Consider the following 14,877-nt stretch of genomic DNA (forward strand, 5'->3'; position numbering starts at 1 on the left):
CAACAGTATAGACACTTGTGTATAAGAGACAGCCCTGCGAAGGGGGAGGCGGGGAGGGGGTTTTAATAACGACTCAGTGATGAAGTTACTCGTAATATTACCTGAATCTATGCTTTACATTGATTACATTTTTGTTTGCGAGATGCTTTCCAATGCTTTGAAAAGCCAGTTTTTTATTAAATTAATCGGCGTAAATTGTTTCCTGCTGCGGCAAAATCCGTAGCCAGGATTTGCAACCTGTGACATTTGAAATATTCATGGTTAAATACACCGTGGATCTCCGCCAGCATATTATGGCGGATCAGACAGAGCAGCCTTCGGGCTGGCTGGTTTTCTCAAATGTCCGGTATTGCAAACTCTGTTTGATCTGCCACCCATGCGATTTGCAACGCATGTATGACGCCACACCAAACATTTGAGGGTTTACCATGATTACTTCTACTTCTTTACCGAATCCTACCGCTGATGGCCTGTTCGATAAGACACCGCTTGAACCCGATGAACTTTGTGATCAATGCCGAGCACTCTGTCTGGCTATCACCGAAATCTGCAATCCAGTCGCTAAAGAAATACTGAATTTTGTTCTTTTGGAAAGGCTGAACCTCTTAAACGATGTGCTAGCATTTTCAGCAAATGATGAAGACGTTATGGATCAAATAGCCGTTTGAGTCGTCTTTAAAACCCCCTCCCCGCCTCCCCCTTCGCAGGGGGAGGAGCAGATCGAGTATGTGGAAACTCACGGGCGATTCAGAAATCTTGCTGAACGGAGCGGCCTGAAGACCTATGGCTTCAGGACCGAGAGAAGGCACCGCGCAGCGGCAAGATTTCCAGCCTGTCACGGTGGTACCTGAAACATAGCCAGCCAGCGAAGCGCTTGTTGTAAAGGCGGGGAGGAATCCAAAGGAGGGAAAGCACTTCCCTCCTTTGGGCGGTTTCGGCGCAGCGCGTTAAGCGATCACCGCACTTGAGAAACCGAAATTTTCACAATTCAGCCTTCACGGCGAGTGAGAAAGCGTTCGGTTAGCCGCCCCGTTGCAGCGGCTCCCTGCCACTAATGCCTCGTCTGTTCCTTTTCCCTCGCGACGACAGAAAACTCTGCCATCATTCGCACCAGATCTTGCATGCCGAGATTTACCTGATTGATCACATCACCCGCATTGCGGCTCAGTGCAACGCCGCCGCCCGCGCGGCTGACACAATTCCCCATGCCGTCAATCGCAGCCATCACACCGTCGCGGATGTTTTGTGTGAGCTGATCTATCTCAACAGCCGCTTTGCGGGACTGATCGGCCAGTGACCGGACTTCCCCCGCCACCACGGCAAACCCCCTCCCTTGCTCACCCGCGTGCGCAGCTTCAATAGTCGCGTTGATGGCCAGCAAATTGGTCTGTGAGGAAATACGGCGGATGGTGTCAACCATTTCGCCAATGCGTTCCGAAGTCTGACCCAGTTGTCCGATGATATCGGAAGTCCGCCGTGCCAGCGCTTCCACTTCCTGCATATCTTCCACGGCTTGCCGGACGATGGTTACCCCCTCTGCCGCCGTTTTATCAGTGGTCAGCGACAGTTCATGCACATGTGTCATCATGCTTTCCTGCTGACGCTGCTGATGCATCTGATCCGTAATGTCATGCGCAATTTTAACGATCTTTATCACTTTGCCGTCATCATCTATCACCGGATTATAACTCGCTTCCAGCCAGACAGGCTGGCCGCGGCCATTGATGCGCTCAAAACGCCCGAGAATAAACTCACCGCTTCGCAGACGCTGCCAGTGATGGCGGTAATCGAGGGAATCACGGTATTGCGGGAGACAAAACATCGTGTGGGAATGGCCCTTAATTTGCTGTAAAGAATATCCCATGAGTTTCAGGAAGTTATTGTTCGCAGAAATCACACTCCCCTCAGGTGTAAAGGTAATCAGTGCCATCGAGCGGTCTAGCGCTTGTAAAATCCCCTGGTGTTCGTGCGATTCGTTAATTCTTTCGGATACATCGCTGGCAATTTTAATTATCTCAGTCACTTTTCCTTGTTTGTTTTTTACCGGAACATACGTCGCTTCGAGCCAGATGATATTTCCATTCTTCTGTACACGTTTAATATTCCCGCTGACCGACTTTCCCTGCCGTAAACCTTCCCAATGGAGACGGTACGCATCACTGGCAACAAATTCCGGGGTGCAAAAAATCCGATGAGGCTGGCCCATCACCTCGCCTCTGCTGTACCCCATGCTGCTGAGAAACAGATCATTGACCTCAAGCACCACGCCTTCCGGCGTAAAGGCAATCATCGGAACCGCCAGCTGGATCGCAGCGAATTTATCACGCCATGCCGCACTAAACTGATGAGAAAATAATTGCATAGGACAGACACCCTGTGGCTGATAACGTGAATTAATGCGTAAACGCAATTAATTGATAAAAAATGCACGTGCTAATTTTCACAGGTGATAAGTAAACTTACTCATACTCTGCGAAAGATTAGTCTGACCCCTGGGTGGGTTTTAGGCAGGCGTGTACAAAATATAAATATTGCGGTAATAAACAAACTCACCCGCAAAATCATTACTCTGATAATTAATCAATTTTATTATAGTGAATTAAGCTTAATTTAATTTACCGAAAAAGAAAGGGGCTGGCAGCAGTATTTTTTCCAGCGCATACATCGTCAGATGAACACGCTGGGATACAGGAATTCACAACGTGATCAGGCTGACCAGCGTTTGATTGCCCAACTTTTTTGCTGCGAAGGTGTCAGGAAGGTCCAGGCGACAAAACGGCTGATCTTGTTACCATGCACCATTTCGACCGTGCGGACATCTGTCGCGCCTTCTTCGCGAAGTGCATCATACAATAACGGCAGCGTGGTTTTTTTGGAAACCAGCACGGTATACCAGAAACAGTTCTGCGCCTTACCGGCACTTTCTTCTGCCATGCGGACAACAAAGGCTTCTTCCCCGCCCTCACACCATAATTCGTTGTGCTGACCACCGAAGTTAAGCTCCGCCGTACCCGCACGTCTGTCCAGACCGAGATTCTGGCGTTTGCGCTGGCTACCGGAGGCCGCATCTGCCGCCGACGCGTGGAATGGCGGATTACATAACACTGCGTCGTAACGCTCATCGTGGCGGATAATGGTGTCGAGAATACGCTGCGGTTTCGCCTGTAAACGGAAACGCACCTGGTTAGTCAGTTGCGGGTTGGTGGCGACAATTTTTTTAGCCGCCGCCATCGATACCGGATCGATCTCACTGGCGGTAAAGCGCCAGCCATATTCGCGCAAGCCAATAATCGGATAAATACAGTTCGCGCCAACACCGATATCCAGCACAGAAATGTCTTTTCCCTGTGGGATATTGCCATTATTGCTGCCAGCCAGTAAGTCAGCCAGATGATGGATATAATCCGCACGCCCCGGGATTGGCGGGCACAGATAGTCCGCCGGGATATCCCAGTTTTCAATCTGATAGCAATCGCGCAGTAAGGCACGGTTCAGGGCTTTTACCGCCTGAGCATTGGCAAAATCAACCGACAAATCGCCCCATTTATTTTCGACCACGAACGGTGCAAGTTCCGGGCTGCTGGCAATCAGGGCCGGGAAATCATAGCGGCTGCGATGACGATTTCGCGGGTGAAGACCGCTTTTTTCCTGAGGGAAGACTTTCTTTTTTTCCACCTGAGTGACTCTCCGAAAGGTGTGCGCGACGCATAAGATATGCGATGGGGCGTTAGATATTCATCAATGGCGCACAAGATACCACAAAGTGCCGCCGCCTGCCGGATGCATACAGGCTGAGACGGGCACATAAAAACGGTCACCCCCCGGTTAAATCGGGTAATGTACAAATCATAGTCTTTATGAATTATTTGCTGAGGAAAATCATGAGCACTGATGATCGCTACTACTATGAACCCGCTAAAGGCCACGGCCTGCCCCATGACCCGTTAAATGCCATTGTCGGCCCGCGTCCGATTGGTTGGATCTCATCACGTAATGCCGCCGGACAGCGCAATCTCGCGCCCTACAGCTTTTTCAACTGCTTCAATTACCGCCCGCCGATCATCGGTTTCGCCAGCAGTGGCTGGAAAGACAGCGTGGCAAACATTGTCGAAACCGGTGAATTTGTCTGGAACCTGACCACCCGCGGGCTTGCCGTTAAAATGAATGAGAGTTCGGCTTCGCTGGAACACGGCGCGGATGAGTTTGAATTCGCGGGCCTGACGCCACAACCCGGCAGCCTCGTTGCCGCCGACCGCGTACTGGAAAGTCCGGTGAATTTTGAATGCCGGCTCACGCAATGCATTCAGCTGAAAACGGCAGCCGGCGGCGATATTGATACCTGGCTGGTCCTGGGCGAAGTCGTGGGTGTTCATATTGCCCGGCATTTACTGGTTGATGGTGTGTATCAGACGGCCCTCGCTGAACCGGTATTACGCGCGGGTGGCCCTTCCGCTTACTATGGTATTTCCGAAGATTTGCGCTTCGATCTTATCCGCCCGGACGCCCGCTGAGTTCAGATTCAGCCCAAAAAAAGCCACCGCACGATGGATACCGGCGGTGGCTTTTACAGGCGTATTATAACGTGCTGGCGTAACTATTTACGGCCGTAATTCTGCTCAACAAAATCGGCAAAGTCCTGACACATAGCATCATCGCCGTCCGCGCTGTCTGCCAGGATCAGCGTGCCATCCACTACGCGGATATGTACATTCAGGTCAAAGTCCGCTGCAGGCTGCTCACGTTCTGATGCTTTTTCAATCGTCCGCTGCGCGTCCTGCCAGGCCGCATCCACCGTCTGATTACAGGCCTGCGCCAGATAATCCGGATTAAATCCTTCACCGGTCAGACTGCGCAACGTATCGTCGTGACTGACGCTGTTCCCCGGCGTCCAGTAGTGTCTGGCCAGATCCGGGCCAATGGCCGGATTATCGGTCAGATAGCCATCACGTTTAAGGAAGAAGGCACGCGTCTGTTCAACGGCCATCATCGCCAGCAGATAACCCTGATAGGAACAGGCAGATTCCATAGAAAGTAAGTGCGGAATGGCAAGCGTCGGACGCGGACTGCCGGTTACGCCCAGAATATGGGTTTCGACATCACGCGCCAGCGCTGTCATGGCTTCCGGTGTGCGCTTCTCATCCGGCCACTGATAAAGCTGCCACTCGAAATACGGCACCAGCAGAATGTGGCGTTCATTGAAGGAACGCATCGGCTGACGGGCTTCAATGCTTGCACGGATCAGTTCATCCGGCACCGGTTCACCCGCAGTATTTTTCGCGTAACGCTTCAGCCAGTCTGCATCTTCCAGCAGGCTGTCGCAGAACATGGACTGCGTTTCCGCATAGGCCATCGACGTCGGCGGAAATTCCTGCGAGAAGCATGGCGCATTCTGGCGGATATTGGCGAAGTGCGCCGCATGTCCACCTTCATGGAACAACGTATTCAAACCATTCGCACCACTCCCAATCTGATCAGGTTTCGCCAGGCTGGTGAAATTGATCACCGCCGGCACCCATTTACCGTTGTCGTAGAACGGCGGTACCGGCCCGTGCATAAAACCATTTTCAAACTTGCCTTCGCGCACCAGTAAATCCAGCTGCATCTCTGCACCGTTAAAACCGATATTCAGGCGTTTGAAACTGTCTATCCAGCGACGCAGGGAATCAGCGAACGGAAAGTAAGGATCGAGCTGACGGGTGACGTCACCGGCGCTGGCAAAGCGGATATTCCATGGCAGCAGTGCGGCGTCGCCTTCACGCGCCACCAGTTCATTGAGACTGCGGGTGTTGCTTTCACGGGTTTGTTCTTCGAAACGATCAAGGATGGTGAATAACTGTTCCGGCGACATACGCTCGGTTTTATTCACTTTGTAGTCGAAGTAATTGCGGTAACCAAGCTGACGCGCAAAGCGGTTACGCAAGCCAATCAACTCAGGTAAACCGTTATGCAGCAGCCAGTCCTCCAGTTCGCGCAACGCATTTTGCGAGCTCCGGCGATAAGCTTCGTTTTCGTTATTCGCCTGATTAGTCAGCAGCTCACCGAGGGAGGCATTAACACGCTCGCCTTTGCTGTTGATGTGCGTCATACGGTACTGCTTACGTTTGCCGAACAGTACGGATTCCGCCTGAATAATTTCATCAAGCAGCGCCTGCGCTTTGGGGTCTTCAATCACATTGCAGTCAAAGAAATTCAGCCAGCCATGCAGGCCATGCAGCAAGGCATCACGCGTCTCACTGGCAGATTCTTTTTCGACGCGGGTAATTGCATCACGTAATTCCTGCGGGCGGGAAGGTTCAGCGATAAAACGTTTGTAAGCCGTTTCGGCAGCGGAGAAAGCGGCGGAAACGCTATCATCACCGGTGCCCATATAGTATTGCCAGAATAAATTTTCTTTATCCTGATGGACTTTGAGGTAATCGCGATTGAGGGCGTTAAAGTAGTCCTGAGCCTGTGTCATGCATTCGTCTCTGCTGAAAGTTAACGAGATTATGCATTGAGTGTATGTTCGCAAAGCGGTTATGTCGATATGGCAGAACCGCTTTTGAATGTCAGGCTGGGGTGTGCGGAGATCAGTTTTTCTTAACAAATTCTGATTTGAGTTTCATCTGACCGAAACCGTCAATTTTGCAGTCGATGTTATGATCGCCCTCGACTAAGCGGATGCCTTTCACTTTAGTGCCGATTTTCAGCATTGAAGAACTGCCTTTCACCTTAAGGTCTTTGATCACGGTGACAGAATCGCCATCCGCCAGCAAATTACCATTGGCATCCACCACTTTCAGCACATCATCATCCGCAGCGGCATCGCCGTTCATGGACCACACATGTCCACATTCAGGGCAGTTAAGCATTTCACCGTCCTGCCAGGTGAATTCGGATTTACAAGTCGGGCAAGCGGGCAATGTTTCCATAGTTAAGTCTCCATAAATATTTATAAAAAAACGAATGAAATCATAAAATAAATTTCGTAGTTCCTTTATTTTAACGTTTAACCCCCCTTTTGAACAGGGTAACGGAGTTTTTGGGGAGCTGAGACAAACCTAAACGCAGGATTTATAGAGTAATAAGGGCTGTTTTTTAACTCCTCCCCTTCGCAGGAGAGGGAGCGGATCGAGTTCGCCAGAACGTAATCAGAAAATCTGATCCACAATCATTTTCGCTTCGGCCATATCGGCACAAACGCCGGTCGCCACCAGACAGCACATCAGTTGAGTCAGAATTGCCTGCGGGATAGCGCGCTCGCCATTCAGACACTGGGTGATGTACGCGACGGTGGTCTCCACGTCTTTGGTTGCCGGTACGTCCGCGCTGAAAATCTCTTCCTTTTCTGCCAGTACACGCTGTTCACCACCGGCGATAAAGTGTGTTTGCGGGAAGCGTGAAGGGTTAGCATAGACTTCACCTTCGGTGCCCTGTGTCAGAAGTGCACGGCCATCAATCTGGCGGAAGAACGACGAAACACGCTGCACATATTCAGGGTGCGAAACGCTTGATAAACGCAGGGAGTCCTGGCCGGTAAAGGGTGTGATAAGTTTCGCCAGTGTATGGCTGCTGTTTCGCACCCCCAACTGCCAGCGCAACGCGAGTTGTTGACTGACCGGCGGGCAAAGTACGGAAACCGGCACAAATACCGGCGCGTTAGCGGCATCTGTCAGTTGTTGCGCGTCCTGCTGGCTTTGCGCTGCGCGGATACCCAGCGCGCGGAAAATCTCAGCGCTGGTGATGCGGGTCGGATCTTCATCCACGCCATGCACCAGCACCGGCAAACCAAGACGGCTGAGCAGGATCGCCAGCAGCGGCGTCAGATTCGCCTGTTTGCGTGCACCGTTATAGGAGGGGATCACCACCGGCAGCGGGCGCTCAGCAGGTGCCTGAAGGCGCATTACGCGCTCCTCCATCGCCTGATAAAAACCGAGCATTTCCTCTTCCGCTTCGCCTTTAATACGTAACGCAATCAGCAGCGCACCGAGTTGCAGATCCGCCACCTTGCCCGCCAGCATGTCGCGATATAACGCATACGACTGCTCACGATCCAAATCGCGGGCGTGATTTTTACCCCGTCCTACTTCTTTGATGAGTCTGGTGTAATCCATCGTAGCCTTACCTTAATCTGTGCAAGCATATATGGGTGCAAAGACGCTACCGTCTGCGCGTGCGGCGGCGAACCGGGTCTTTCTTCGCAGCCTTGAGAATATCCGGGCGCTTCACTGAACCGGGCGCGGGCATTTCACGGTGTTCAATCGGGAATACCGGCAAAGCAGCCAGCAGGCGTGCACCATAATTTTTGGTCAGCAGGCGCTTATCGTAAATCACGATTTCGCCCGTACATTCATGGCTGCGGATCAGTCGCCCGACCTGCTGAATCAGATTGAATGATGCGCTGGGTAAACTCTGCACTTCAAACGGATAACGTTTCAGCGTTTTCAGCCACTCGCCTTCCGTCAGAATAACCGGACTGTCGACAGGGGGGAAAGCGATCTTATGGATGTGCACCTGCGTCAGCAGTTCCCCTTTGAGATCTAAGCCTTCCGCGAACGATTGCAGGCCGACCAACACGCTGGTGGTGCCGGCCGCAACCCGTTTACGGTGTTCCTCAACCAGCCGGTAACGCGGCTGATCGCCCTGAACCAGTAACATCAGACGTAAGTCCGGTAACAGGGCTACAAATTGTTGTAACGCACGGTTGCTGGCAAATAACACCAGCTGGCCGGTATGCAACCCTTTCGCCAGTTCAGCGCGGAAAAAATCCGCCATTTCCCCGATGTGCGCGGCTTCATTCGCCATCACCGGCTCCAGCGTCATTTGCGGAATGACCAGCTTGCCCTGCGTAACATGGCTGAACGGCGAATCCAGACTGACAAAGCGGTCACCGGCCTTTTCCGTCAGTCCGCTCATTTCCTGAAGCCGGGAAAAACTGTTCAGTGAGCGCAGTGTCGCGGAAGTGATGACGACATGCGGCACCTTTCGCCACAGCATTTTTTCCAGTTGTTCACTGACACGGATCCCCGCGCAATGAAATACCAGATGTGTCTGGTTATCGAAATAGGAACGCGTTACCCATTTACCAATCGGTGCATTCGAGGCTTTATCCAGCGCCGCCAGTCGCCACAGTTTACTCATGGTTTCGAGATAACCCTGCATGCGGCTCATATGTAAAATCGCGCGGTGTAAACGCAAAATATCGTGCTTGCCGGTTTTCTCGCTCAGATCGTTGACCATGTATTCTGCCAGGCTGCGCAAACCATCGGTGAGTTTAAACAGGCGGCTGCATTGTTCAGTCAGTTCCGGCGGCAAAATGCCCAGTTCAAAGCGGTACTCCGCTTCCGGTTCAGCAGGCGGCAGAGACTGGCTGACCGATTGCTCGACCAGCACCAACAGTTCGCGCATTTCAGCGCAGTGATTATGCAGGCGTTCCGCATTGGTCAGCGGTGGCGGATTTTTCGGGGTGAACAGCGTCAGACATTGCTCAATCTGGCGCACAAAGTTATCCAGTTGCAGGTTATTCCACACCGCCGTAATTTCGGCATCGACTTCCAGTGCATCCCGCGCCACGTCCGGTAAATGGTGGCCTTCATCCAGCACCAGCAGCAAATCTTTCGCTGGCGGCAATACCGATTCAGATTCCAGCGCGGCCATCACCAGTGCATGGTTGGTCACTACTACATCGGCGCTTTCAATTTCTTTACGCGCCACAAAGTACGGACATTCGCGGAAATAATGACAGTTACGGCTGAGGCAGTTGGCTTTGTCCGTGCTGATTTTTATCCACAGCGGATCGTCAATCGTTTTCTGGTAATGATCGCGCAATCCGTCCCACTCGTACCGGGAGAGTGCGGTTTCCAGCGTTTTACAGAATTTCTGCTCCTCTCCGCTGGAAGGTGCCAGCTCATCGCCGAGGAATAACCCGAGATCGCCCTGCGCATTCTCATTACTCATTGCCGCCAGGTTGCGCGGACAGACATACCGACCACGCCCGAACGCGCCCGTGAATTTCAGGTCAGGGATGATTTTTTTCAGCAGGGGTAAATCCTTACTGAAAATCTGATCCTGCAACGCCACATTCGCGGTGCTGACGATCAGCGGTTTTTCTTCCTCGCGGCTGACGGCAATGCCGGGGATCAGGTAGGACAGCGTTTTCCCGACGCCGGTTGGCGCTTCGATGGCCAGATGCCGTGCCGAGTCACCCGAGAACGCTTTAGCCACCTCTGCAATCATCTGACGTTGCGGAGCGCGGGAAATAAAGTCCGGGATTTGCTGTTGCAGGGCTTTGTACCACTGGCTTATCTGATTTTTTACTGCGGGGGAAAGCGCCATGCATCTCTTTTTAGTTGAAAGTAAGACCGGAGTGTCAGCGGCTATTGTCACACAGACCGGCGGCTGGCGCAGCCCGAAATCGCGGATCCGGGCATTTGACGTGGTCGAATTTTATGGAGAAAAAAGGGAGGACGTGTAAAAAAAGAAAAAGTTCATTTCTGACTGTCATAAATTGATCACAAATATACGGTAAAAAACTCTCGCTGAGAAAAATCCGAGCCCACACGGAATGCACAGCAAAAAATGATGATTAACGTCTTTCCATAAGACTTCATATAAAGCTTTCCCGAAAAGCTTTTAATAGAAAATGCAGGGTAAAAATTCATGAAACGTAATATTCTGGCACTTTTAATTCCTGGTTTACTGATTGCATCAGGAGCTCACGCAGCGGAAGTTTATAATAAAGACGGTAATAAACTGGATCTGTACGGTAAAGTAAAAGGTCTGCATTACTTCTCTGACTCGGCCAGCAATGACGGTGACCAGAGTTATATTCGTTTCGGTTTTAAAGGCCAGACACAAATTAATGACCTGATCACCGGCTACGGCCAGTGGGAATACAACGTCATGGCTAACCATGCTGAATCTGACAGCAAAACACCCAGCACAACCGGCACGAAAACCCGTCTGGCTTTCGCTGGTTTGAAATTCGGTCAGTACGGTTCCGTCGATTATGGCCGTAACTACGGCGCATTGTACGACGTTGAAGCCTGGACCGATATGTTCCCTGAGTTCGGCGGCGACGGTTATACCAAAGCTGACCGCTTCATGACCGGCCGTACCAACGGCGTAGCCACTTACCGTAACCGTGGCTTCTTCGGCCTGGTTGACGGTCTGAACGTTGCCGTTCAGTATCAGGGCAAAAATGAAAACGACGGTCGCGGCAGCAGCACAGCGAACGGCGACGGTTATGCACTTTCTACCACGTACGCACTGGGTGACACCGGCGTGAGCTTCGGCGGCGCGTATGCGTCTTCAGACCGCACCACGGCTCAGAGTAATTCCACTTACGGCAAAGGTGATAAAGCGGACGCATGGACAGGCGGCATGAAATATGACGCTAATGGCGTTTATTTAGCCGCCATGTATGCAGAAACCCGTAATATGCTGGCTATTACTGTGCCTGGCGGAATTGCAGGCGCACCGGCTGGCAGCGGTTTTGCGAATAAAACACAAACCTTCGAAGCTGTTGCACAATATCAGTTTGAAAATGGCCTGCGCCCTTCACTGGGTTATGTCCAGACTAAAGCGAAAGATATTGAAAACATCGGTGATGCCGACCTGGTTAAATACGTTGACGTAGCCGCGACCTATTATTTCAACAAAAATATGTCCGCTTATGTTGATTATAAAATCAACCAACTGTCTGACGACAATAAACTGGCTCTGAACAACGACGATGTCACTGCCGTTGGCCTGGTTTATCAGTTCTAAATTTAAGCGTTAACCCCCTCATTGTTATTTCTCTGTCTTTGATTTTTTTGGCCGGACTCACCCTCCGGCCCTTTTCATTTCTGCCATTTTCCCGCTATATCTCGCGTAACGCGTCATTTATTCTTCCACACCCCGCTGAATCTGCTACAGTTTTAACGATTTTCATGAATGCGAATCTTTCTTAACAAGCATAGGGACAACCAATGAATAAAATTTCGCTTTGCACCACCAGTGCTTTAATCATGCTGGCCCTCAGCGGCTGTGCGCAGCAAAAACCAGATGCCCAACAGAAGCTGAACGATCAGTCCGTCATGGCGCTGAACTGGTTCCAGCAATCTGGTGAATATCAGGCACTGGCTTATCAGGCATTTAATACGGCAAAAATGGCCTATGACCAGGCGCAGCCTCTGGCCGGTCAGAAGAAAGCGGTTGTCGTTGACCTCGATGAAACTATGCTCGATAACAGCGCATACAGTGCGTGGCAGGTCAAAGCGAACAAGCCATTCGACAGCAAAACCTGGGCTCAGTGGACCGCAGCCCGCCAGGCAATGGCCGTTCCGGGCGCTGTTGAATTCGCCAATTACGTCAACACCCACGGTGGCACGATGTTCTATGTGTCTAACCGCAAAACCAGCGAATACGCCGCAACACTGGATAACATGAACCGTCTGGGCTTTACCGGCGCCAACGAAAAAACCTTGTTGCTGAGTTCTGATACCTCCAACAAACAGCCACGTTTTGATTCCATCAAGGCTGCGGGCTATCACGTGGTGATTTACATCGGCGACAACCTGAATGATTTTGGTTCTGCAACCTACCATCAGGGTAACGAGCAGCGCCGCGCGTTTGTGAATCAGAACCATCAGCACTTCGGCACACAATATATCGTGCTACCGAACCCGCTGTACGGCGACTGGGAAAGCGGTCTGGCGAAGGATTACAACAAGTTAACGCCTGAGCAGAAATTGTCAGCGCGCGAGCAGAATCTGAAAGCGTGGAACGGGAAATAAGCCCGTTACGGTTTGCTCCTCCCCTTCGCAGGGGAGGAAGCGGATCGGTGAACGCCTGAGTAATGTCTGCCTTTTGTCAGGACATAACGTTAAATCTCCGGATCCCCCACTAACCCGTCAATCAGTATCTGCGGAGTCCCTTGCGAGCAGCGCTCAATTCTGCCGCGCACCCCGTAGACCCGCGCCAGACTGTCGGCGGTGATCACTTCTTCCGGCTCGCCATCGGCAATCAGATTGCCATCTTTAAGCATCAGTATACGGTCGCCGTGACGCAGGGCGATATTGATGTCATGCACGACAACCACCGTCACGATATTGCGTTTCCGGGTTTCCTTACGCACCAGATCCATGACATGGAACTGATAGTTGAGATCCAGTGCGCTGAGCGGTTCGTCGAGCAAAAGTAACGAAGGCTGACGGATCAGGGATTGTGCCAGGCCGACCAGTTGCTTCTGGCCACCGGAAAGCTGATCAAGATAACTCAGCGCCAGATGCTCGATACCCAGCTGGCGCAAAAGCGCCATCACTTTCTCCGTGCCTTGCGCATTCCTGCCTTTCCCACCGGAGGCGCGCTGTGCCACGATGATCGACTCCAGCACATGCAGATGCACACCCGCAGGCAGAGTTTGCGGCAGATAAACCACCTGCTCTGCACGTCGCGCAAACGGCATCGGCATTAAATCATGTCCGTCAAGCATCAGCTGCCCTTCTGCCCGGTTAAGCCCGGCGAGGGCACGCAGCAACGTCGATTTACCGCTACCGTTTGGCCCGAGCAGTACCGTAATTTTCCCACGGGGTAACATTGGCACATTCAGATGGCGGATCACGTGGCGCTTCGGGTATCCCGCGTTAAAATCGCGGATTTGCAACCCCTGCGTAGCGACATTCAGTAAATCTTCAGGACGCATTTCTAACATCTCAGACATCAGACATTCCCCCGGTGACGAAGAATAATACTCAGGAAGAACGGCACGCCAACCAGAGACGTTACGATGCCGACAGGAATAATGACGCCCGGCACCAGATTTTTAGAGGCCACCGAAGCCATCGATAACACCAGTGCGCCAATCAGTGCACTGGCGGGCAGGTAGAAACGGTGATCTTCACCAAACATCAGGCGGGCGATATGCGGTGCCACCAGCCCGATGAAACCGATCGGCCCGACGAATGCCACCGCCAGCGCGGAAAGAATACTGATGCGCAGCAGCGTCCCCAGACGCAGACGGCGTACATCAATACCAAAGCTGACAGCGCGATCTTCACCCAGTCGCAGCGCCGTGAGTTTCCACGCGCTCATCATCGACCACGGCAGCAGGATCAGGAAAGCCAGAACCATCACACCGAGTTTGACCCAGGACGCCCTCGCCAGGCTGCCCATCGTCCAGAAAACCAGCCCCTGTAAGGTATCTTCGGTGGCGATAAATTGCATCAGCGAAACCAGTGCGTTGAAAGTAAAGACCAGCGCAATACCAAACAGCACGACGCCGGAGCTGGCAACGCGCGTCCAGCGGGTGATGCCGTCGAGCATCAGTGCGGCAAATAAGGCAAAAATGAAGGCGTTGGCGGAGATAAACCATTGATCCGGTACCCCCGGAATACCGATGCCAAGCACAATCGCCAGCGCGGCACCGAATGCCGCAGCAGAAGACACGCCCAGCGTAAACGGACTGGCCAGCGGATTATTGAGGATGGTCTGCATTTCAGCACCGGCCAGGCCCAGTGACATCCCGACCGCCACCGCCATCAGCGCGTAAGGCAGACGAATGTCCCAGACAATGACCCGCGTACCCGGATCCGCCGCCGCAGCATCAAACAGCGTTTTCCACAGCGTGCCAAGTGATAACCCCGAAGGCCCCATAATGAAATCAATCACCAGTGAGACGACAATCGCCAGTACCAGGATCAGCATAATAAACAAACGGCGACGTACGATATTCTGGTATCGCCCCATAACGCTGTCTTCTGCGTTGCCTTTCACCGCCAGGGCGGGTTCGGTAGTTGCACTCATTTTCGCTACAATCTCATTAAGTTAAAAACTTACGGCGGAAGAACCTGTTCTGCGGTTCCCGTAGGAAGGCAATAAATGATAATAATTATCAATGTGTTTTGCAAAACCTAT

The 14,877-nt window shown here is 52.1% G+C and carries 13 protein-coding genes; 5 read left to right on the forward strand and 8 right to left on the reverse strand.

Translation table 11 applies throughout. The annotated features are described in order from the left end of the window. The first annotated feature begins 428 nt into the window (after positions 1 to 428). Positions 429 to 668, forward strand: a complete 240-nt coding sequence (locus tag J1781_RS03840; protein ID WP_015696539.1) for a hypothetical protein — start codon at positions 429 to 431, stop codon at positions 666 to 668. 383 nt (positions 669 to 1,051) lie between these two features. Here J1781_RS03840 and J1781_RS03845 read toward each other — a convergent pair whose 3' ends face one another. Further along, complete coding sequence (locus J1781_RS03845; protein ID WP_129991251.1) at positions 1,052 to 2,362, reverse strand: methyl-accepting chemotaxis protein; 1,311 nt, start codon at positions 2,360 to 2,362, stop codon at positions 1,052 to 1,054. A 344-nt stretch (positions 2,363 to 2,706) separates the two neighbouring features. Further along, a complete protein-coding gene (rlmF, locus tag J1781_RS03850; protein WP_129952407.1) occupies positions 2,707 to 3,675 on the reverse strand; it encodes a 23S rRNA (adenine(1618)-N(6))-methyltransferase RlmF in 969 nt (322 codons plus the stop codon). A 206-nt stretch (positions 3,676 to 3,881) separates the two neighbouring features. On the opposite strand from rlmF, the gene J1781_RS03855 reads away from it, so the two are divergent. Continuing rightward, entirely contained in the window at positions 3,882 to 4,511 is a 630-nt protein-coding gene (locus J1781_RS03855) for a flavin reductase family protein (protein WP_129952406.1), read from the forward strand. Positions 4,512 to 4,594: 83 nt separating this feature from the next. On the opposite strand, the gene J1781_RS03860 is transcribed toward J1781_RS03855, so the two are convergent. From J1781_RS03860 to dinG, 4 genes are all read right to left on the reverse strand, one after another. Continuing rightward, positions 4,595 to 6,457, reverse strand: coding sequence for a M3 family metallopeptidase (locus tag J1781_RS03860; RefSeq protein WP_129991253.1), 1,863 nt, complete (start codon positions 6,455 to 6,457; stop codon positions 4,595 to 4,597). A 112-nt stretch (positions 6,458 to 6,569) separates the two neighbouring features. Next, entirely contained in the window at positions 6,570 to 6,911 is a 342-nt protein-coding gene (locus tag J1781_RS03865; RefSeq protein WP_129952404.1) for a zinc ribbon domain-containing protein YjdM, read from the reverse strand. Positions 6,912 to 7,130: 219 nt separating this feature from the next. Continuing rightward, entirely contained in the window at positions 7,131 to 8,093 is a 963-nt protein-coding gene (gene ybiB, locus J1781_RS03870; RefSeq protein WP_129991254.1) for a DNA-binding protein YbiB, read from the reverse strand. 46 nt (positions 8,094 to 8,139) lie between these two features. Further along, on the reverse strand, positions 8,140 to 10,314 hold the full coding sequence (dinG, locus tag J1781_RS03875) for an ATP-dependent DNA helicase DinG (RefSeq protein ID WP_129952402.1): 2,175 nt from the start codon (positions 10,312 to 10,314) through the stop codon (positions 8,140 to 8,142). On the opposite strand from dinG, the gene J1781_RS03880 reads away from it, so the two are divergent. The 3 genes from J1781_RS03880 to J1781_RS03890 all read left to right on the forward strand — a co-directional run bounded on the left by J1781_RS03880 (position 10,313) and on the right by J1781_RS03890 (position 12,758). Continuing rightward, positions 10,313 to 10,453 carry a hypothetical protein gene (locus tag J1781_RS03880; RefSeq protein ID WP_165383710.1) on the forward strand — a complete coding sequence of 47 codons (141 nt, stop codon included), beginning with the start codon at positions 10,313 to 10,315 and terminating at the stop codon, positions 10,451 to 10,453. The two genes, dinG and J1781_RS03880, sit on opposite strands and share 2 nt — an antisense overlap. A 185-nt stretch (positions 10,454 to 10,638) precedes the next feature. Continuing rightward, positions 10,639 to 11,748: a porin OmpC gene (gene ompC / locus J1781_RS03885; RefSeq protein ID WP_047608711.1), complete on the forward strand. Its 1,110-nt coding sequence runs from the start codon at positions 10,639 to 10,641 to the stop codon at positions 11,746 to 11,748. A 203-nt stretch (positions 11,749 to 11,951) separates the two neighbouring features. After that, entirely contained in the window at positions 11,952 to 12,758 is an 807-nt protein-coding gene (locus tag J1781_RS03890; RefSeq protein ID WP_129952401.1) for a 5'-nucleotidase, lipoprotein e(P4) family, read from the forward strand. 89 nt (positions 12,759 to 12,847) lie between these two features. Here J1781_RS03890 and J1781_RS03895 read toward each other — a convergent pair whose 3' ends face one another. Both J1781_RS03895 and J1781_RS03900 read right to left on the reverse strand, forming a co-directional pair. Beyond that, on the reverse strand, positions 12,848 to 13,684 hold the full coding sequence (locus J1781_RS03895) for an ABC transporter ATP-binding protein (protein ID WP_129952400.1): 837 nt from the start codon (positions 13,682 to 13,684) through the stop codon (positions 12,848 to 12,850). Continuing rightward, positions 13,684 to 14,766 (reverse strand): FecCD family ABC transporter permease, encoded by a 1,083-nt coding sequence (locus J1781_RS03900; protein ID WP_129952399.1) that lies wholly within the window; start codon positions 14,764 to 14,766, stop codon positions 13,684 to 13,686. The genes J1781_RS03895 and J1781_RS03900 overlap by 1 nt, the downstream gene beginning before the upstream one ends. Positions 14,767 to 14,877 lie beyond the last annotated feature (111 nt).

Origin of the sequence: Rahnella perminowiae, assembly GCF_019049695.1 — a bacterium.
Taxonomy (GTDB): domain Bacteria; phylum Pseudomonadota; class Gammaproteobacteria; order Enterobacterales; family Enterobacteriaceae; genus Rahnella; species Rahnella perminowiae.